Annotated in this window: 22 protein-coding genes; 9 read left to right on the top strand and 13 right to left on the bottom strand. The window is 58.4% G+C overall.

The window, feature by feature from the left end; all coding sequences use genetic code 11:
* Positions 1-151: 151 nt before the first annotated feature.
* The 10 genes from iscX to trmJ form a co-directional block, all read right to left on the bottom strand.
* Positions 152-352, bottom strand: coding sequence for a Fe-S cluster assembly protein IscX (gene iscX, locus ACN0RV_RS17825; RefSeq protein ID WP_417349740.1), 201 nt, complete (start codon positions 350-352; stop codon positions 152-154).
* A 19-nt stretch (positions 353-371) separates the two neighbouring features.
* Positions 372-710, bottom strand: a complete 339-nt coding sequence (fdx, locus tag ACN0RV_RS17820) for an ISC system 2Fe-2S type ferredoxin (protein WP_417349739.1) — start codon at positions 708-710, stop codon at positions 372-374.
* A gap of 8 nt (positions 711-718) precedes the next feature.
* Positions 719-2,569, bottom strand: a complete 1,851-nt coding sequence (hscA, locus tag ACN0RV_RS17815) for a Fe-S protein assembly chaperone HscA (RefSeq protein ID WP_417349737.1) — start codon at positions 2,567-2,569, stop codon at positions 719-721.
* An 18-nt stretch (positions 2,570-2,587) separates the two neighbouring features.
* A complete protein-coding gene (gene hscB / locus ACN0RV_RS17810) occupies positions 2,588-3,103 on the bottom strand; it encodes a co-chaperone HscB (RefSeq protein WP_417349735.1) in 516 nt (171 codons plus the stop codon).
* Between the two features lie 46 nt (positions 3,104-3,149).
* Positions 3,150-3,473: an iron-sulfur cluster assembly protein IscA gene (gene iscA / locus ACN0RV_RS17805; RefSeq protein ID WP_136851208.1), complete on the bottom strand. Its 324-nt coding sequence runs from the start codon at positions 3,471-3,473 to the stop codon at positions 3,150-3,152.
* An 11-nt stretch (positions 3,474-3,484) separates the two neighbouring features.
* On the bottom strand, positions 3,485-3,871 hold the full coding sequence (iscU, locus tag ACN0RV_RS17800; protein WP_028110947.1) for a Fe-S cluster assembly scaffold IscU: 387 nt from the start codon (positions 3,869-3,871) through the stop codon (positions 3,485-3,487).
* 66 nt (positions 3,872-3,937) lie between these two features.
* The gene (locus tag ACN0RV_RS17795; protein ID WP_417349733.1) at positions 3,938-5,152 is read right to left on the bottom strand and encodes an IscS subfamily cysteine desulfurase; all 1,215 of its coding nucleotides are present in this window, start codon (positions 5,150-5,152) and stop codon (positions 3,938-3,940) included.
* Positions 5,153-5,226: 74 nt separating this feature from the next.
* The gene (gene iscR / locus ACN0RV_RS17790) at positions 5,227-5,685 is read right to left on the bottom strand and encodes a Fe-S cluster assembly transcriptional regulator IscR (protein ID WP_028110949.1); all 459 of its coding nucleotides are present in this window, start codon (positions 5,683-5,685) and stop codon (positions 5,227-5,229) included.
* A 153-nt stretch (positions 5,686-5,838) separates the two neighbouring features.
* Entirely contained in the window at positions 5,839-6,654 is an 816-nt protein-coding gene (gene cysE, locus ACN0RV_RS17785) for a serine O-acetyltransferase (RefSeq protein WP_286340298.1), read from the bottom strand.
* An 8-nt stretch (positions 6,655-6,662) separates the two neighbouring features.
* Positions 6,663-7,388 (bottom strand): tRNA (cytosine(32)/uridine(32)-2'-O)-methyltransferase TrmJ, encoded by a 726-nt coding sequence (gene trmJ, locus ACN0RV_RS17780; protein WP_417349730.1) that lies wholly within the window; start codon positions 7,386-7,388, stop codon positions 6,663-6,665.
* Positions 7,389-7,547: 159 nt separating this feature from the next.
* Here trmJ and suhB point away from each other — a divergent pair, with 159 nt between their 5' ends.
* Together suhB and ACN0RV_RS17770 are read left to right on the top strand one after the other, a co-directional pair.
* Complete coding sequence (suhB, locus tag ACN0RV_RS17775) at positions 7,548-8,351, top strand: inositol-1-monophosphatase (RefSeq protein ID WP_417349729.1); 804 nt, start codon at positions 7,548-7,550, stop codon at positions 8,349-8,351.
* 257 nt (positions 8,352-8,608) lie between these two features.
* A complete protein-coding gene (locus ACN0RV_RS17770) occupies positions 8,609-8,953 on the top strand; it encodes a metalloregulator ArsR/SmtB family transcription factor (RefSeq protein ID WP_417349727.1) in 345 nt (114 codons plus the stop codon).
* Here the strand turns inward: ACN0RV_RS17770 and ACN0RV_RS17765 are convergent, their stop codons facing one another.
* Positions 8,954-9,718, bottom strand: coding sequence for a hypothetical protein (locus tag ACN0RV_RS17765; RefSeq protein WP_417349725.1), 765 nt, complete (start codon positions 9,716-9,718; stop codon positions 8,954-8,956).
* Positions 9,719-9,871: 153 nt separating this feature from the next.
* On the opposite strand from ACN0RV_RS17765, the gene ACN0RV_RS17760 reads away from it, so the two are divergent.
* Positions 9,872-10,288, top strand: coding sequence for a phosphate-starvation-inducible protein PsiE (locus ACN0RV_RS17760; protein WP_417349723.1), 417 nt, complete (start codon positions 9,872-9,874; stop codon positions 10,286-10,288).
* Positions 10,289-10,347: 59 nt separating this feature from the next.
* Here ACN0RV_RS17760 and ACN0RV_RS17755 read toward each other — a convergent pair whose 3' ends face one another.
* Positions 10,348-10,590: a YecH family metal-binding protein gene (locus ACN0RV_RS17755; RefSeq protein WP_417349721.1), complete on the bottom strand. Its 243-nt coding sequence runs from the start codon at positions 10,588-10,590 to the stop codon at positions 10,348-10,350.
* 111 nt (positions 10,591-10,701) lie between these two features.
* Between ACN0RV_RS17755 and ACN0RV_RS17750 the strand changes: the two genes are divergently transcribed.
* The 5 genes from ACN0RV_RS17750 to rluA all read left to right on the top strand — a co-directional run bounded on the left by ACN0RV_RS17750 (position 10,702) and on the right by rluA (position 15,947).
* Positions 10,702-12,396 carry a LytS/YhcK type 5TM receptor domain-containing protein gene (locus ACN0RV_RS17750; RefSeq protein ID WP_417349761.1) on the top strand — a complete coding sequence of 565 codons (1,695 nt, stop codon included), beginning with the start codon at positions 10,702-10,704 and terminating at the stop codon, positions 12,394-12,396.
* Positions 12,374-13,087, top strand: a complete 714-nt coding sequence (gene btsR / locus ACN0RV_RS17745) for a two-component system response regulator BtsR (protein ID WP_417349719.1) — start codon at positions 12,374-12,376, stop codon at positions 13,085-13,087. Before ACN0RV_RS17750 ends, btsR begins: the two co-directional genes overlap by 23 nt.
* A 91-nt stretch (positions 13,088-13,178) precedes the next feature.
* Entirely contained in the window at positions 13,179-13,472 is a 294-nt protein-coding gene (locus tag ACN0RV_RS17740; RefSeq protein ID WP_136851182.1) for an integration host factor subunit alpha, read from the top strand.
* 187 nt (positions 13,473-13,659) lie between these two features.
* A complete protein-coding gene (locus tag ACN0RV_RS17735) occupies positions 13,660-15,108 on the top strand; it encodes a carbon starvation protein A (protein WP_417349717.1) in 1,449 nt (482 codons plus the stop codon).
* Positions 15,109-15,290: 182 nt separating this feature from the next.
* Complete coding sequence (gene rluA, locus ACN0RV_RS17730; protein WP_417349715.1) at positions 15,291-15,947, top strand: bifunctional tRNA pseudouridine(32) synthase/23S rRNA pseudouridine(746) synthase RluA; 657 nt, start codon at positions 15,291-15,293, stop codon at positions 15,945-15,947.
* A 55-nt stretch (positions 15,948-16,002) separates the two neighbouring features.
* On the opposite strand, the gene asnA is transcribed toward rluA, so the two are convergent.
* Positions 16,003-16,980, bottom strand: coding sequence for an aspartate--ammonia ligase (gene asnA / locus ACN0RV_RS17725; protein ID WP_417349714.1), 978 nt, complete (start codon positions 16,978-16,980; stop codon positions 16,003-16,005).
* 153 nt (positions 16,981-17,133) lie between these two features.
* On the opposite strand from asnA, the gene asnC reads away from it, so the two are divergent.
* The gene (gene asnC, locus ACN0RV_RS17720) at positions 17,134-17,595 is read left to right on the top strand and encodes a transcriptional regulator AsnC (RefSeq protein ID WP_417349712.1); all 462 of its coding nucleotides are present in this window, start codon (positions 17,134-17,136) and stop codon (positions 17,593-17,595) included.
* Positions 17,596-17,633 lie beyond the last annotated feature (38 nt).

The raw sequence follows: 17,633 nt of genomic DNA, 5'->3' as shown, positions 1-17,633 counted from the left end.
TCACCCCATGTTACTCAGGGAACCCGGGTCGAAACATTGTCCTTTGTCATAAAAATTGAAAAAAGGTCATAACATCGCTGTTACCCGTCGGCTCTGGCTTTCGCCATAAAAAAAGCGGAGCCAATGCTCCGCCTTATCTATTCAGTCTGGCCTATTCGGCCTCGTCAATCCAGGCCTGCTGAATCGCCTCCAGGATACGCTCGTTGCAGTGATCGGGGTCGTCACTGAACCCCTCCAGATCCATCACCCACTGGCGCAGCTCGGTGAAGCGCAGCTGCGTAGGATCCACATCGGGCTTCTGTTCACTCAGCTCGATGGCAATATCCTGCACGTCTATCCACTTCAGTTCCATGCTTATCTCCTTGGCGTGATTAGTGGTGTTCGCTTACCTGGTTGATGGTGTATCTGGGGATATCCACCACCAGATCCTCATCTTCGACCTTGGCCTGACAAGAGAGGCGGGACTCAGGTTCCAGGCCCCAGGCCTTATCCAGCATGTCATCTTCCAGCTCGTCGCTCTCCTCCAGAGAATCGAAGCCTTCGCGAACCACCACATGGCAGGTGGTGCAGGCGCAGGACTTCTCGCAGGCATGCTCGATGATGATGCCATTGCGCAGGGCGACGTCCAGAATGGTCTCCCCCTGCTCGGCTTGGGCTTCCAGGCCTTCAGGGCAGTGCTCTTCACTGGGCAGAAAAATAATCTTTGGCATAACTAACCTTATACTTTATCAACCGATTGTCCCGACAGCGCCCGGCGGATGGACAGATCCATCCGGCGCGCGGCAAACTCGGCACTGGCCTTATCCAGGGCCTCGATGGCGTCCTTGATGACCTGACCATCGTTGCCTTCACACAACTGTTTCAGCGCCACCATCTGGTCACGCAATACCTGCTGCTGCTCAGGACGCAGCAGTTCATCGCCGTCGGCATCCAGGGCAGAGCTCAGGCTCTCAATCACCCGCTGCGCCTCGATGCGCTGTTCGGTGAGCATCCGCTTGGCGATATCCTCTTTGGCATGCGTCATCGATTCGGTGAGCATACGGGTGATCTCCCCTTCGCTCAGGCCGAAGGAGGGCTTCACCTGAATGGAGGTTTGAACCCCGGAGGTCTTCTCTTGGGCCATCACCGACAGCAGGCCATCAGCGTCCACCTGGAAGGTGACCCGAATCACCGCGGTACCCGCAGCCATGGGCGGAATGTCCTTGAGGACGAAACGCGCCAGGGAGCGACAGTCCGCCACCATTTCACGCTCACCCTGCACCACATGAATGGCCATGGCAGTCTGACCATCTTTGAAGGTGGTGAACTCCTGGGCCCGGGCGACAGGGATGGTGGTGTTACGGGGAATCACCTTCTCGGTGAGGCCGCCCATGGTCTCCAGTCCCAGGGACAGGGGCGCCACATCCAGCAGCAGCATATCCGAGTCTGGCTTGTTGCCCACCAGAATGTCGGCCTGAATGGCGGCACCGATGGCCACCACACGATCAGGGTCGATGCTGGTCAGCGGGGTACGTCCAAAGAACTCGCCCACCTGTTCCCGCACCAGGGGAACCCGGGTGGAACCGCCCACCATCACCACCTCCAGCACCTCATCCTTTTCCAGGCCGGCATCGCGCAGGCTGCGACGACAGGCCATCAGGGTGCGCTTCACCAGGGGTGCGATCAGCGCATCAAACTGGCTGCGGGTGATCTCCCCCTGCCAGTCACCGATGGCGGCGGTGACGCTGTCGGCGCCGGTGAGCGCCTCTTTAACCCGGCAGGCTTCGCTCTGAAGCTGTCGGCGCAGGCTGGCGTCCGGTTCGGACAGCCCTGCCAGCTCAGCCAGGTGATCCGCCAACAGATGGTCGAAGTCATCCCCACCCAGGGCGGAATCCCCGCCGGTGGCCAACACCTCGAACACCCCCTGATTGAGGCGAAGGATGGAGATGTCGAAGGTGCCGCCCCCAAGATCGTAGACGGCGATCACCCCCTCCTGGCCGGAATCCAGGCCGTAGGCGATGGCGGCGGCAGTGGGCTCATTCAGCAGGCGCAGCACCTTGATCCCCACCAGCTCGGCGGCATCCTTGGTGCCCTGACGCTGGGCATCATCGAAGTAGGCAGGCACGGTGATCACCGCGCCGGACAACTCTCCACCCAGGGTCTCTTCGGCCCGGGCGATCAGTGGTTTGAGCACTTCTGAGGAGACCTGGACCGGGTTGACCCGGCCGGAGCGGGTCACGAACAGCGGCAGGCCGTTGTCCGAAGCTTCCAGCTCATAGGGCAGCTTGGGGTAGCGGCTCTGAATATCGTCCAGGGAGCGCCCCATGAAGCGTTTCACCGAGATGATGGTGTTCTGTGGATCCTCGCTGGCCAGGGCTTTGGCTGACTCACCGGTCTCTACTCCTTGCTCCAGGTAACGGATCACCGATGGCATGCGGTGGTGTCCCTGGGGGTCAGGCAGAGTTTCGGCCTGGCCGCTGCGCACCGCAGCCACCAGAGAGTTTGTGGTTCCAAGATCGATTCCCACCGCCAGCTTGTGCTGGTGAGGGGCGGCCATCTGGCCGGGTTCAGCAATTTGCAGTAGCGCCATAATCAGTGATGTGAAGCATCAGGCCAGCAACCGGTCTTCCAGCTGCGCCAGCTCCTCCTCCAGCTTCTTCATAAATTTTAGTTTGCGTACCGAGTCAGCGGCCTCCGGCCACTGCTGATCACCCAGCTGTGATTCCAACTGCTGCATCAGGGCACGGGTGCGCTGACCAAGATCATCGGCGAAATCCATCGCCGCGCTCTCTACATCGGAGGACTCCTCCACCTCTTCCAGTGTCTCCCTGAGCATCATCTGCTCCATCAGGAAGCTGGTATCACGGATGGTCTGGGTCTCACCCTGGAGCTCGATGCCACCGAGTTTCAGCATATACTGAGCTCGGGCTACGGGTTCTTTCAGAGTCTGGAAAGCGTCGTTGATCTCTGCCGCTTTCTGCACCGCCAGCAGGCGATCCCGCTCTGAGGCGTCGGCAAAGTTATCTGGATGGACGGCACGCTGAAGCTCGCGGTAGCGGCCGCTTAGCAGGGTGGCGTCCACCTGGAACGCCACCGGAAAGTCGAACAACTCGAAGTAGTTCATCAATATCCCCTGCGCCTGGCAAATGGGCCCGGTCGGGCCCCAGGCATCAAACTGTAAAGCTCTCTCCGCAGCCACACTCTCCCTGGGCGTTGGGGTTATTGAACTTAAAGCCTTCGTTCAGGCCCTCCTTGACGAAATCCAGCTCCACGCCATCCAAATGGATCAGGCTCTTGGCATCGATGATCACGTTGACTCCCTTGTCTTCGAACACTTCATCGTCTGGATTGAGCTCATCAACGAACTCGATTACGTAGGCCAGTCCGGAGCAGCCGGAGGTCTTCAGGCCCAGGCGCAGGCCGATGCCCCGCCCGCGATTGGCCAGAAACTGCTTCACCCGGTCGGCGGCGGCGTCGGTCATGGAGATGGCCATAGAAACTCCCGTTACTCTTTGCCTTGCTTGCTGTTGTAGTCGGCGATGGCCGCCTTGATGGCGTCCTCAGCCAGAATAGAACAGTGGATCTTCACGGGAGGCAGGGCCAACTCTTCGGCGATCTCGGTGTTCTTGATGGAAGCCGCTTCCTCCAGGGTCTTGCCCTTCACCCACTCGGTGACCAGGGAGGAGGAGGCGATGGCGCTGCCGCAGCCGTAGGTTTTGAACTTGGCATCTTCGATAACGCCTTCGTCATCCACCTTAAGTTGCAGCTTCATCACGTCACCGCAAGCCGGTGCGCCAACCATGCCTGTGGCGACATTGGGGTCGTTCTTGTCGAAAGAACCCACGTTGCGGGGGTTTTCGTAGTGGTCAATGACCTTTTCACTGTATGCCATGATTACGCTCCAAATTCCTAACTCTCATCGGGGACCGATCGCGGCCGGCCCCTCGTTGTGTCTCTATCAGTGAGCCGCCCACTCCACGGTGGACAGATCGATACCGTCTTTGTGCATCTCCCACAGAGGAGACATCTCGCGCAGTTTGCCGATGGCGCCACGAATCTTGTCGATGGCGTAATCGATCTCCTCCTCGGTGGTGAAGCGGCCGATGGAGAAACGGATGGAACTGTGGGCCAGTTCGTCAGTCATGCCCAGGGCGCGCAGCACGTAGCTGGGCTCGAGGCTGGCAGAGGTACAGGCGGAGCCAGAAGACACTGCCAGGTCACTCAGGGCCATCATCAGAGACTCACCCTCAACGAAGTTAAAGCTGATATTGAGGTTGGAGACCAGACGCTGCTCCAGATCGCCGTTGATGTACACCTCTTCAATGTCCTTGATGCCGTTCAGCAGACGGTCACGCAGTGAGCGCATACGCTCAGCCTCTGCGCCCATCTCCTCTTTGGCGATGCGGCAGGCCTCACCCAGGCCCACCAGCTGGTGAGTCGCCAGGGTACCGGAACGCATGCCGCGCTCATGGCCACCACCGTGCATCTGGGCTTCCAGACGAACGCGAGGCTTACGACGAACATAGAGGGCACCGACGCCCTTAGGACCGTACATCTTGTGGGCGGAGATGGAGATCATGTCCACCTTCATCGCCTTCACATCGATGGGCAGCTTACCGGCGCTCTGGGCAGCATCCACGTGCAGCAAGATCTTTTTGCTGCGACACAGCTCGCCGATGGCGGCGATGTCGTGAATGACACCAATCTCGTTGTTCACGTGCATAATGGAAACCAGGATGGTGTCATCACGCATCGCTTCTTCGAAGCGGCTCAGGGGGATGATGCCGTTGCTCTCCGGCTCCAGATAGGTCACCTCATACCCTTCACGCTCCAGCTGGCGACAAGTATCCAGTACCGCTTTGTGCTCGGTCTTACTGGTGATGATGTGCTTGCCCTTCTTGTTATAGAAGTGCGCCACACCCTTGATGGCCAGGTTGTCGGACTCGGTAGCACCTGAGGTGAAGACGATCTCGCGAGGATCGGCGTTGATCAGATCCGCCACCTGGTTACGGGCAATGTCCACCGCCTCTTCGGCCTGCCAGCCAAACTTGTGCGAGCGGGACGCGGGGTTACCGAACATGCCGTCCAGTGTCATGTACTGAACCATCTTCTCGGCGACACGGGGGTCTACCGGAGTGGTGGCGGAGTAATCAAAATAGATCGGAAGCTTCATTACCTTCTCCGACTTGAGCCGGCTAAAACATGGTGCCGGCGGTTAGTTACATCATGGCGCAAGCGCCAAAACCATTACTGTGCGTGAGCTTTGGCCTGTTGTGTTTCCTGACGCACGGAGACCACCTTTACGTCATGGCTCGACATCAGGTCAGCCAGGCTGATGCCGTTAAGAAATCCTGCAATACGGTCGCTGAGGTCTCCCCACAGGGAGTGAGTCAGGCAGCGGGCGCCGCTCTGGCAATTGCTCTTGCCGTGACAACGGGTCGCGTCCACGGACTCATCCACGGCGTGCACCACCATGCCCACGGCGATGTCGGCAGGGTCCTGCCCCAGCAGGTAGCCGCCCCCTGGGCCACGTACACTGCTGACCAAACCGTTTTTACGCAGCTTGGCGAACAACTGCTCCAGGTACGACAGAGAGATGCCTTGTCGCTCGGAGATGTCAGCCAGCGGCACCGGCCCATCGGCGGAGTGCAGAGCCACATCGAGTATGGCGGTGACCGCGTAGCGGCCTTTGGATGTCAATCTCATAACCTGTCCCTTTCATGCAACGCTACCACTATACCATATACCTGAGTAAATTACTCAAGTATTATTCTGGCAGCTTTAACCGGGATGTTCGATTAGTGGAGAGGAATACCCCAGCATCCAGCTGGGGCATTTAACCCTATTCGCAAGTCGGATTCAAATACCTGGATCAAATCTTTCGTGCTCTTTTCGACGGGTATCTGCCGCTTCTTGCTCTGCTTCAACAAAAGCGGTGACATTGAGCTGTGGCAGCTCCTTGGTTTCGATGGTGCATCCCTGCTCCTTGAGAGCCTGGCAGATCTCCATCATGCGGGCGTCCATCAGGTGCATGTGATCCAGCATGGAGCCGATGGCACTGGCCACAGGGTCCGGGTTGTCCGGCGACACCGCATAGGCATCAAAGCCATATTTTCTGGCCAGGTGACTGCGTCTGTGCTCCTTCTCGCGCTCCGCCTTGCTGAGCACAGAGCGGGCAGGAATGCCAATCATGGTGGTACCCGGCTCCACATCCTTGATCACCACTGAGTTGGACCCCACCCGGGCTCCCTCACCAATGTCCAGGGGACCGAGGATCTTGGCACCGGCACCCACCACCACATTGTCGTGGAGGGTCGGATGGCGCTTGCCGGCATTCCAGCTGGTGCCCCCCAGAGTAACACCGTGGTACAGGGTCACGTCATCGCCAATCTCGGCGGTCTCCCCGATCACCACTCCCATGCCGTGGTCGATGAAGAAGCGACGGCCAATGCGGGCTCCGGGGTGGATCTCCACACCGGTGGCCCAACGAGAGAAGGTAGAGAGAAGGCGAGAGGTCAGTTTCCAGTTGCGACACCAGAGTTTATGGGAGATCCGGTGAAGCCAGATCGCATGCATGCCGGGATAGTTGGTCAGGATCTCGAAGGCACTGTTGGCCGCCGGATCTCTGTGATAGATGGAAGCGATATCTTCCTTAAGACGCGCACGTATTCCCATGTTTGCCATTACTCTTTGTTGGTGGGGTCAGTTCTCTCTATAGATGTGAGGACGCCTCGCAGGATATTCAACTCCTGAGACTCAGGCCGAGCCCGGTTGAACAGTCTGCGCAGCTTGGCCATCACCTGACCAGGATGGTTTTTACGGATAAAGCCGGTGTGGGTCAGAGCAGACTCAAGGTGTTGGTAGAACCCTTCGAGTTGCTCGCCATTGGGGTAGGCCTCCTCAGGCTCCGGCTTGGCCAGCAGGCTCAGGTGCTTCATTCGCACCTCATAACAGAGCAGCTGCACCGCCTGAGCCAGATTGAGGCTGGAGTACTCAGGGTTGGCGGGAATGTTCACGTGGAAGTGACACAGCTGCAGCTCCTCATTGGTGAGGCCATGATTCTCACGGCCAAACACCAGGGCCACGGGACCGGTACGCCCCTCCAGCGCCAGCTTCTCCCCCGCCTGGCGGGCATCCAGCTGAGGCCAGTCCAGGCCTCGACGACGGGCCGAGGTGCCAATGGCCAGGGAGCAGTCGGCGATCGCCTCCTCCAAAGTGTCCACGGTTTTTATGTTCTTCAGCACATCCACGGCACCGGCGGCCAGAGCCACAGACTTGCCGTCCGGCTCCACTCTTGGGGCCACCAGCATCAGCTGGGACAGGCCCATGGTTTTCATCGCCCTGGCGGCGGAACCGATGTTGCCCGGGTGGGAGGTGCCCACCAGGATAATGCGGATATTCTCTAGCATCCGGTTGATTACTTAGGTAAACAAAGAGGGCCAATATGCTATCACAGCCTAATGTGCCACTTTAGAAACATTTGTTGCTTTTATATATAGATCATCTCTGCTAAGATCCGCGCCCCAACCCACAGGGGTTTCCGTTCTTTTACATCCAGGGGTATCGATATGCATCCGATGCTGAATATCGCCGTTCGCGCTGCGCGCGCCGGCGGAGAGGTTATTGCACGCGCGTTTTCTGAGCAGGACAAGGTTGAAGCCGAACTGAAAGGCATCAATGACTACGTCACCAAGGTAGACCGCGACGCCGAGGCGGCCATCGTGGCCACCATCCAGAAATCCTATCCTAAGCACACCATCATCGGCGAAGAGTGTGGCACCATCGAAGGTGAGCACGCAGAGTTCCAATGGATCATCGACCCCCTGGATGGCACCACCAACTTCGTTAAGGGCCTGCCCCACTTCTCCGTATCCATCGCTCTGCAGATCAAGGGCAAGGTGGAACAGGCGGTGGTGTTCGATCCCATCCGCAATGAACTGTTCACCGCCACCCGTGGTGCAGGCGCCCAGCTGAACGGTTACCGCATCCGCAACAGCGGCGCCCGTAACCTGACCGGCACCGTGATCGCCACCGGCTTCCCCTTCAAGAGCCGTCAGCACAGCGAGAGCTACCTGAATATGCTGGCTGGTATCTGGGAAAGCGCCGCCGACTTCCGTCGCACCGGTTCCGCAGCCCTGGATCTGGCCTACGTGGCTGCCGGCCGCGTTGACGGTTTCTTCGAGATTGGCCTCAAGCCCTGGGACATCGCCGCAGGTGAACTGCTGGTGAAAGAAGCCGGCGGCATCGTCAGCGACTTCATCGGCGGCCACAATCAGTTGAAGAGCGGCAACATCGTGGCTGGTGCACCCAAGGTCACCGCAGGCCTGCTGTCTGCCATGCGTCCTCACCTGAATGACGCCCTCAAGCGCTGATTTCGGTCAAGAACGGAAAAGGGGAAGCCAATGGCTTCCCCTTTTTTGTGAGTGAAACTGAGATCACGCCTACATTTTTCTGTCACCTTTTCACCTTTCCTTTCACAAATGGATATAAATGGCGCTAAATACGCCATTTCTGTTGATTTCCCCCATGGAAATCTTCAGGGAAAGCTGCTGAGATCTATCGATTTTTGAATTAGTACTCCCCTCAGGTAGAGCAAGACTCCCTGAAGGTTCAGAAAACCGAGGTACCCGTGAATCCACATCTGTTTTTCAAACTGCTCAGTGATGAAACCCGGCTGCGCTGCGTACTGCTGCTGGTCCGCAAAGGTGAGTTGTGTGTCTGTGAACTGGTCGAAGCCCTGAATGAGAGCCAGCCGAAGATCTCCCGCCACCTGGCCAGCCTGCGCAGCCAGGGGCTGCTGAAGGATCGCCGACAGGGCCAATGGGTCTACTACTCCCTGTCGGAGGAGCTGCCTGAGTGGCTCAATCCGCTGCTGGCCGAGCTGGGCAATGCGCAAAGCCTGGCGGATCTCTACCAGGCCGACAGTGACCGCCTGCAGGCGATGACCTATCGTCCAGGCCGCTGCACCAACTGATCAGCGCCCTCGAAGCTTGAGAAACAGCACCAGGTAAAGGGTGGCAGTAGCAAAGGAGGCCAGGGTACCCAAGGCCACACCCAGCAAGGGGTAACTCACCCATACCGACAGCCCGTAGACCACCAGGCTGCCCACCCCGAAGGGGTAATGCTTGGCCAGAACGGCCACCGGCCGGTTGCCATACTCCATTTGCAGCAACAGCATCAAGGGGAACAGGGTGACCGGAAACGCCGCCATCACACCGGCCAGGCTCTGCGGCAGCCAGTGTGCCAGGGCGGTGATCACCACCACGATCACCGCCGCCAGCAGTGCCCTGCCCCAGATCATCATCGGCCCCGCTTTCACCGCCACAAACTCCGGCTCCGGCACTCTACGGGTGACTCGAATGGCAAGCAGCGCCACGCCGGTTGCCACCAGGGCACCCGCGGCCCCTATGGGTGGCATGGATTGGGCCAGCAGGGCAAAGCCCACCAGCGCCAGAATGGCCACCCCCATGGGGCGCCAGGCCCTGGGCTCAGCCCCCTGGGCACTCAGGGTATAAACCAGACAGTAGCCCGTTGTCGCCGCCAGCCCCAACTGACCGTAGAGGGCCGCCTCGGCGGCATACTCGGGGCCATGTTCAATGCCGTAGAAGAACAGCACAATGGCGGTACCCAGGGGGTAACCGGAAAGAACACCGGCCAAGCGGGGACCACTGCGTTCAGCAATCCACGCCAGACCCACTACGGTGATCACCGCCGCCAGTACCTTGGCAACCAACAACATCATAGGAGCCGGGAAAATAGGAAAAAGAGGGCGCCAGAATAGCAGACCAGCAAGAAATGCCAAGAAGCAGTTGTGAGGCAGATCACGTTGATAACAATGCAGTTTTATTTTTGGAACTATAGACTGTAGGGAACAACGGAGTCCCCCTGGAGAGTGCCCATGCACAGACTGTACAAATCGTTCGGACTGCCCACCATCGCCCTGTTTGAACACCTGATCCTGATCATCATCACCCTGGCGACTCTGGTGGCCATCGGCCAGGAGGTATGGCTGATGATCTCCAACCGTCATGTGGCCCTGGCGGATCTGCTGCTGTTGTTCATCTACCTGGAGGTGTTGGCCATGGTGGCTGTTTACGCCGCCGAGGGGCAACTGCCGGTGAGGATGCCCATCTACATCGGCATTGTCGCCCTGGCCCGCTACCTGATTCTGGATATGAAGGCGATGGATGATTGGCGGGTGCTGGCCATCTCGGCCTCGGCTCTGCTGCTGGCCGCCACCGTGGTGGTGATCAAGGTGGGACAGACCTACCTCAGCAGCGAAACCGAGCACAACCGGACGTCAAGATAGAGCCAGATAGAGAAAAAGGAGGCTAAGGCCTCCTTTTTCTTTGAATCATCGTCGTAGAATCAGTGGCTGCACATATTGCCCAGGTTCAGGACATAACCTTCGCCTTGGGGTGCCACTTTCTGCATCTTAACGAAGAAGGTGACGATCTGTTCAATGCTCTGATCGTCCAGACGACAGGTGAAGAACCGGGCCTCGGCACCAAACTGGTCTGCAGCCAGGACCTTTATCTGATCCAGGGTCAACGGCTCACTCTGTTGGCCGATAAGGTTGAGAAGTTCGTGGGCGTGGATAGACTCGGACATAATGGTTCTCCAGATTTCAGAAGATTCATATTATATGCACCTTATAAAAGCGCTTTTTGATCTGAATCCGGTTTCCAGCAATTGGGTACAACAATGATCTCCATTGAAGCCCTGCAGCTGATCCTTAACCTGACTCAGCAGATGTCCCTCTACCTGGTGATCGCCTACATCTTCACCAAGACACCGGTGTTCAAACCCCTGGTCACCCTCTCCCATCGTCTGCCCCACAGGTTGATGCTGTACGGAGTGTTCAGCTGTTTCTGCATCCTGGGCACCTATTTCGGTGAACAGACCAATGGTGCCATTGCCAACACCCGGGCCATGGGCGCCGTGCTCTCCGGCCTGCTGGGCGGCCCCATCACCGGCTTTGCCGTGGGCCTGACCGGAGGCCTTCACCGCTACAGCCTGGGCGGTTTTACCGACATCGCCTGTGCCATCTCCACCACCTGCGAGGGGCTGTCGGCCGGCCTGGTGCACGCCTATCTGATCCGCAAGGGCAAACTGGAGCAGCTGTTCCATCCCGCGCTGGTGGCCCTGGTCGCCCTGTGGGCCGAGGTGCTGCAGATGATCATCATCCTGCTGGTGGCCCGTCCCTTCACCGATGCCTGGCAGCTGGTGCAGGTGATCGCACCGCCCATGCTACTGGTCAACAGCGTGGGAGCCGCCATGTTTATGAGCATGCTGAGGGATCAGCGGGTGATGGTAGAGAAGATGTCCTCGGTGTTCTCCGCCAAAGCGCTGAAGATCGCCGAGCGCACCGTGGGGATCCTCAGCCAGGGGTTCAATGCCACCACCACCAAACAGGTGGCTCGCATCGTCTATGAGGAGACCCAGGTGGGGGCGGTGGCCATCACCGACCGGGAAAAGCTGCTGGCCTTTATCGGCATAGGCTCCGACCACCACCTGCCCAACACCCTCATCTCCTCGGAGATCACCATGGAGGCGATTCGCAGTGACCGGGTGATGTACGCCGATGGCCTGCAGCTGAAGTACCACTGCTCGGTCTCCAAAAACTGCCCTCTGGGCTCCAGCCTGGTGATCCCACTGCGGGGGGAGAACGAAGTGATCGGCACCATCAAGCTGTATGAGGCCAAAAACAAGCTGTTTCTCAACATCAACCGCACCCTGGGCGAGGGGATCGCCAAACTGCTCTCCAACCAGATCCTGCACGGCCGCTATCAACACCAAAGCAACCTGCTGACCCAGGCAGAACTGAAGCTGTTGCAGGCCCAGGTGAACCCCCACTTCCTGTTTAACGCCCTGAACACGGTGGCGGCGGTGACCCGCATCGACTCCAACCGGGCCCGAGAGCTGATTCAGAACCTGGCCACCTTCCTCCGCGGCAACCTTAAACGTGGCACCGGAGTGGTCACCCTCAAGGATGAGCTGGAGCATATCGATGCCTACCTGGAGGTGGAGAAGGCCCGCTTCGGTGACCGGCTTTCCATCAATCGGGAAATTGCACACAATGTCCTGCACCTGCGGCTGCCGACCTTCACCCTGCAGCCGCTGGTGGAAAATGCGGTGAAACACGGTATCGCCAACCTGTTCGAACCGGGTAAAATTGAGATTGGTGCCCATCAGTCGGGAGATCAATTGATCCTCACCGTTGAGGACAATGCCGGTGCCTACAAGGAGAATCCCAACAGCAGCGGGCTGGGGATGAACCTGGTGGACAAACGAATAAAAGCACAATATGGACAACAGTTTGGCATCAGCGTCCAGTGTCGCCCCCAACGCTATACTAAGGTGACCGTGACCCTGCCTGCCGTGGAACACAGTGATGATTACCACCCTGCTGATTGATGACGAACCCCTGGCCAGAGAAGAGCTGGCCAGTCTGCTGGCCCACTACCCGGATGTGCAGGTTGTGGACCTGTGCGCCAACGCGGTAGAGGGGATAGCTGCCATCCACAAGCACAAGCCGGACCTGGTGTTCCTGGACATCTCCATGCCCAAGATCAGCGGCATGGAGATGCTGGCGATGCTGGACCCGGACAACACCCCCAAGGTGGTGTTCGTCACCGCCTACGACGAGTACGCGGTGAAGGCCTTTGAGAACAACGCCTTCGACTACCTGCTCAAACCCATAGAAACCGAGCGGCTGGAGAAATGTCTGGAGCGTGTCCGCCGGGCTCAGGAACCTCAGGATCTCAGCGCCATGGTGCCGGAGCAGCTCACCCTGGTACCCTGCTACACCGGTTCGATCCTCAAGGTACTCAAAGTCGAGGAGGTGGAGTTCGCCTTCTCCGACCTGGGGGGCGTGCATGTGGCCAGCACCGATGAGGTGATCCACACCCAGCTGACCCTCAAGGTACTGGAGAACCGTACCCCTCTGCTTCGCTGCCACAGGCAATACCTGATCCACCCAACTGCCATCGCCGAGATTGAAATTCAGGAAGGGGGCAATGGCGAGATCCACACCCGTGGAGGACGTACAATTCCGGTCAGCAGGCGCTACCTCAAAGCACTAAAACAGACGCTGGGCTTTCAATAGTTGTGATTTATTAGGCACCTTTGCAGATCAGTCACTACACTTATTTTAGCCGCCGACACGGCAAGACTGACTGGCAAAACGAGGTGTCCCCATGTCCCTGACCAAAGCCGAGCTGACGCAGAACCTGATCACCAACCTGAACCTGTCCACCAATGACGCCAAAAACCTGGTGGATGCCTTCTTCGAGGAGATCCGGGCCTGCCTTGAAAACGGCGAAGAGGTAAAGCTGAGCGGGTTTGGCGTGTTTCACCTGAGAGACAAGAGCCCTCGCCCCGGCCGCAACCCTAAAACCGGCGAAGAGCACGAGATCTCCGGCCGGCGAGTGGTGACCTTTGCCGCCGGCGGCAAGCTCAAGGGCCGGGTCGCCACCCTGAAAGCAGAGTGATTCCCATGGGCCGGTCACCCCGGCCCATGACCTTGATCACACTCTTATCACATCTCCATTACCTCTCTTTTCCGTTAACCGGTCATATCGACCGCTTAGCTGCGCTGACGACCGCTTAACCAATCCTCCCACCGACTAGAAATTCAGTTCAGTAAAATGGAACCACTCAAAAAGAGGGGATGAAAAAATGACTTGGTTCCTACTAGCTGTTGGCCTGCTCATAGGCGGCTACTTTATCTACGGCGCATTCGTCGAAAAGGTGTTCGGCATTAAGCCCGAGCGCACCACTCCTGCCCACACCCTGACCGATGGCGTGGACTATGTTCCCATGTCCAAGCGCAAGGTCTACCTGGTTCAGTTGCTGAACATCGCCGGTGTTGGCCCCATCTTCGGCCCGATTCTCGGTGCCATGTACGGCCCTGCGGCCATGGTGTGGATCGTCATCGGCTGTATCTTTGCCGGTGCGGTACACGATTACTTCTCTGGCATGCTCTCCGTGCGCAACGGCGGTGCCTCCGTGCCCAACTTGGCCGGTCGCTATCTGGGCAAGAACGCCAAGCACTTCATGAACATCTTCGCCCTGGTGCTGCTGATTCTGGTGGGTGTGGTGTTTGTTTCTGCCCCTGCTGGCCTGCTGGTGAAACTGAGTGGCTGGGACAAGACCCTGCTGCTGGCCATCATCTTCGGTTACTACCTGATCGCCACCCTGGTTCCCGTTGACAAGATCATCGGTCGCCTCTACCCCTTCTTCGGCGCCCTGCTGCTGTTCATGTCCATTGGCCTGACCATTGCGATCATGGTATCCGCCGACCACTCCATGCTGCCCGGCGTGACCGCTGGCGACCTGCTGACCAACCTGAACCCTGCTGACAAGCCCATCTGGCCTGCCCTGTTCATCACCATCGCCTGTGGCGCCATCTCCGGCTTCCACGCCACTCAGTCTCCTCTGATGGCCCGCTGCATGGAAAATGAGAAGAACGGTCGCTTTGTCTTCTACGGAGCCATGATTGGTGAAGGTATCATCGCCCTGATCTGGTGTGCCCTGGCCCTCTCCTTCTTCCACGGTGTTGAAGGCCTGCAGGCAGCCCTGGCCAACGGTGGCCCCTCCAACGTGGTATTCGAGGCCTCTACCGGTCTGCTGGGTGCCCTGGGTGGTGTGCTGGCTATCCTGGGTGTGGTGGTACTGCCCATCACCTCCGGTGACACCGCGTTCCGCTCCGCCCGTCTGATTCTGGCTGAGTTCATCAAGCTGCCTCAGAAGCAACTGCCCAAGCGTCTGATGATCGCCGTGCCTCTGTTCGCCATCGGTGCCATCCTGACTCAGGTCGACTTCGGTGTAATCTGGCGCTACTTCGGCTTCGCCAACCAGTCTACCGCCGTCATCATGTTGTGGACCGCAGCGGCTTACCTGGCCCGAGCCAACCGCCTGCACTGGATCTGCACCGTACCGGCCACCTTTATGACTACCGTGGTGATCACCTTCATCCTGAACAACCCCACCCTGGGCTTCGGTCTCTCCATGACCGTATCCACCGCCGCAGGTGTGGTACTGGCCCTGGTGATTGCTGGCCTGGTGGTAGGCGTTATTGGCAAGAAGCCTCTGCCTGCCGACATCGAGTCTCTGGAATCTGCCTGAGACACACGCCGATTCTAAGTCAAAGGGTCCCTCGGGACCCTTTTTTTATGGACTTGCATCACCGCCTGTCTGCCAGTAAGGTGAGCGCCCGGACACTGGGGAGCAAGGAGATCTCGCGACCCACAAGCGTCAAACGTCATCCAAACACAGCGGCCCAATAACAGCGGTATGAGAGCAGCAGTATGAAACCCATGGCTTACCACCCACCCACAGACCCCTTTCTGGTCATCCTTCATCAGGACAGAGACATCCTGGTGGTGGATAAGCCCAGTGGATTGCTGTCGGTGCCGGGGCGGGATCCGGCTCACCATGACTCCAGCTATGCCCGGGTATTGAGCCAGCACCCCCAGGCCCAGGTGGTGCACCGCCTGGATATGGATACCTCGGGCGTGATGGTGTTTGCCCTGCATAAGGAGGCCGAGCGGGAGCTGAAACGCCAATTCCGCGACAGGGAGACCAGCAAGACCTATCACGCCCGGGTATGGGGCACTCCGCCCACCCAGGGCGAAGTGGACCTGCCGCTGATCTGCGACTGGCCCAACCGTCCCAAGCAGATGGTGTGCCACCAGCAGGGCAAGCCTTCCCAGACCCTGTATAAAGTGATCAACCAAAGTGATGACAGCGCCCTGGTGGAACTGACCCCCATCACCGGTCGCTCACATCAGCTCAGGGTGCACATGCTGGCCCTGGGTCACCCCATTTGTGGCGACCGTTTCTATGCAGAGGGCGATGCCCTGAATAAAGCAGACCGGCTGCAGCTGCACGCCAGCCGTCTGACCATCAGCCACCCCGACAGGAATACACCGATGACCTTCGAAGCCCCTCTCCCCTTCGACTGATCCGCAACCACAAAGAAGGGGCCACCCGGGCCCCTTTTGCTTTAATTTCTCAGCGTTACAAATGGCTGGGGCAGGCCTCCTGCCATACGCCACACTGCACCTGACCGATGTGACTCATCCCCAGCAGGAACATGGTCAGCCGCGACTGGCCGATGCCGCCGCCTATGGTCTGGGGCAGCTCGCCCGCCAACAAAGCCTTGTGCCAGGGCTGCTCCAGCTCCTGAGCCTTGTCCGCCAGCTGCATCTGTCTGGCCAGTGCTTCGGCATCCACCCGAATCCCCATGGAGGAGAGTTCGAAGGCGTCCTCCAGCACCGGGTTCCACACCAGGATATCGCCGTTGAGCCCCTTGCCCAGCTCAGACTCGCTGCTCCAGTCATCGTAGTCGGGGGCACGGCAGTCATGAGCCTGGCCATCGGCCAACTCGGCGCCGATGCCGATCAGGAACACCGCCCCCATCTCCCGGCAGATCTGCTTTTCCCGCTCCTTGGCACAGAGGTCAGGGAAGCGGCTGCGCAACGCTTCGGCATGAACGAAACTGATGGTTTCAGGCAGGATGGCAGGCAAGCCGAAGCGGGCAGCCACCGCCGCCTCAGTATCACGCAAAGCCTGGTAAATCGCCTCCACCCGGGTGGTCAGCCCCTCCAGGGTACGCTCACCGCCACCGAGCACCTGTTCCCAGTCCCACTGATCCACATACACCGAGTGTTTGGGTCCCAGGCTGTCCTCATCGGGGCGCAGCGCCTTCATCTGTGCCACGACGCCTTCACCGGCGCCGAAACCATAACGGCCCAGGGTTGCCCGCTTCCATTTTGCCAGGGAGTGCACGACCTCGAAGCCGCGCTCCGGCATCGCTTTGACCTGGACCTGCACCGCTTTTTCATGACCAGACAGCCCATCCTGCAGGCCACTGCCCACTTCGGACAGCAGAGGCGCCTGCACCTCCAGAAGATTGAGGCGACGACTCAGCTGCTGACCAAAGGTCTCTTTCACAAAGGCGATCTGTTGCTGGGTCTCGATGTAGCTGTGTTTCATTGTCCGATCCTCAATCTTTGGCTTATCTGGAAGAGGATTTTTCACCATACTCACCACCAAATTCAACAATCAACAACAAAGAAACTTGATCGCCTTTTGATTCATCAATTAATTGTGGATATATTGAGGATTCGCTAATTGGGAGGCAAAAAAATGACCGAAGAGTATCGAATCGATAATCTGGACAGATCCATCCTGTGTGCCCTACAGGAGGATGCCCGTACCCCCTATGCGGAGCTGGCCAAGCGAAATGGCGTCAGTCCGGGTACCATTCATGTGCGGGTAGAGAAGATGAAACAGGCGGGGATCATCACCTCGGCTCAGGTGGTGGTGAACCCTAAGAAGCTGGGGTATCAGGTGTGCTGCTTTATCGGCATCAATTTGAAGGCCGCCGGTGACTATCCGGCGGTATTGGAAAAGTTATTGGCCCTGCCCCAGGTGGTGGAAGCCTACTACACCACAGGTCACTACAGCATCTTCACCAAGATCCTGACCCACAACATTGATGCCCTTCACGAGCTATTAGTGCATAAAATTCAAAGCATTGAGCAAATTCAGTCAACTGAGACCCTGCTTTCGCTTCAGCAGCCCATTCACCGCCAGATAACCCCATAAACAACCGATTAACATTCCACAAAGAAACAGAATCACAG

It is taken from the genome of Ferrimonas sp., from assembly GCF_048263965.1.
Taxonomy (GTDB): Bacteria; Pseudomonadota; Gammaproteobacteria; order Enterobacterales; family Shewanellaceae; genus Ferrimonas.
Note: the sequence above shows the minus strand (reverse complement) of the source record. Positions and strands in the feature narration are given on the sequence as shown.

What these genes read in the sequence shown, in the direction of transcription:
- iscX (WP_417349740.1), bottom strand. Translation starts at nt 352, where the DNA reads ATGGAACTGAAGTGGATAGACGTGCAGGATATTGCCATCGAGCTGAGT.
- fdx (WP_417349739.1), bottom strand. Translation starts at nt 710, where the DNA reads ATGCCAAAGATTATTTTTCTGCCCAGTGAAGAGCACTGCCCTGAAGGC.
- hscA (WP_417349737.1), bottom strand. Translation starts at nt 2,569, where the DNA reads ATGGCGCTACTGCAAATTGCTGAACCCGGCCAGATGGCCGCCCCTCAC.
- hscB (WP_417349735.1), bottom strand. Translation starts at nt 3,103, where the DNA reads ATGAACTACTTCGAGTTGTTCGACTTTCCGGTGGCGTTCCAGGTGGAC.
- iscA (WP_136851208.1), bottom strand. Translation starts at nt 3,473, where the DNA reads ATGGCCATCTCCATGACCGACGCCGCCGCCGACCGGGTGAAGCAGTTT.
- iscU (WP_028110947.1), bottom strand. Translation starts at nt 3,871, where the DNA reads ATGGCATACAGTGAAAAGGTCATTGACCACTACGAAAACCCCCGCAAC.
- ACN0RV_RS17795 (WP_417349733.1), bottom strand. Translation starts at nt 5,152, where the DNA reads ATGAAGCTTCCGATCTATTTTGATTACTCCGCCACCACTCCGGTAGAC.
- iscR (WP_028110949.1), bottom strand. Translation starts at nt 5,685, where the DNA reads ATGAGATTGACATCCAAAGGCCGCTACGCGGTCACCGCCATACTCGAT.
- cysE (WP_286340298.1), bottom strand. Translation starts at nt 6,654, where the DNA reads ATGGGAATACGTGCGCGTCTTAAGGAAGATATCGCTTCCATCTATCAC.
- trmJ (WP_417349730.1), bottom strand. Translation starts at nt 7,388, where the DNA reads ATGCTAGAGAATATCCGCATTATCCTGGTGGGCACCTCCCACCCGGGC.
- suhB (WP_417349729.1), top strand. Translation starts at nt 7,548, where the DNA reads ATGCATCCGATGCTGAATATCGCCGTTCGCGCTGCGCGCGCCGGCGGA.
- ACN0RV_RS17765 (WP_417349725.1), bottom strand. Translation starts at nt 9,718, where the DNA reads ATGTTGTTGGTTGCCAAGGTACTGGCGGCGGTGATCACCGTAGTGGGT.
- ACN0RV_RS17755 (WP_417349721.1), bottom strand. Translation starts at nt 10,590, where the DNA reads ATGTCCGAGTCTATCCACGCCCACGAACTTCTCAACCTTATCGGCCAA.
- btsR (WP_417349719.1), top strand. Translation starts at nt 12,374, where the DNA reads ATGATTACCACCCTGCTGATTGATGACGAACCCCTGGCCAGAGAAGAG.
- ACN0RV_RS17740 (WP_136851182.1), top strand. Translation starts at nt 13,179, where the DNA reads ATGTCCCTGACCAAAGCCGAGCTGACGCAGAACCTGATCACCAACCTG.
- ACN0RV_RS17735 (WP_417349717.1), top strand. Translation starts at nt 13,660, where the DNA reads ATGACTTGGTTCCTACTAGCTGTTGGCCTGCTCATAGGCGGCTACTTT.
- rluA (WP_417349715.1), top strand. Translation starts at nt 15,291, where the DNA reads ATGAAACCCATGGCTTACCACCCACCCACAGACCCCTTTCTGGTCATC.
- asnA (WP_417349714.1), bottom strand. Translation starts at nt 16,980, where the DNA reads ATGAAACACAGCTACATCGAGACCCAGCAACAGATCGCCTTTGTGAAA.
- asnC (WP_417349712.1), top strand. Translation starts at nt 17,134, where the DNA reads ATGACCGAAGAGTATCGAATCGATAATCTGGACAGATCCATCCTGTGT.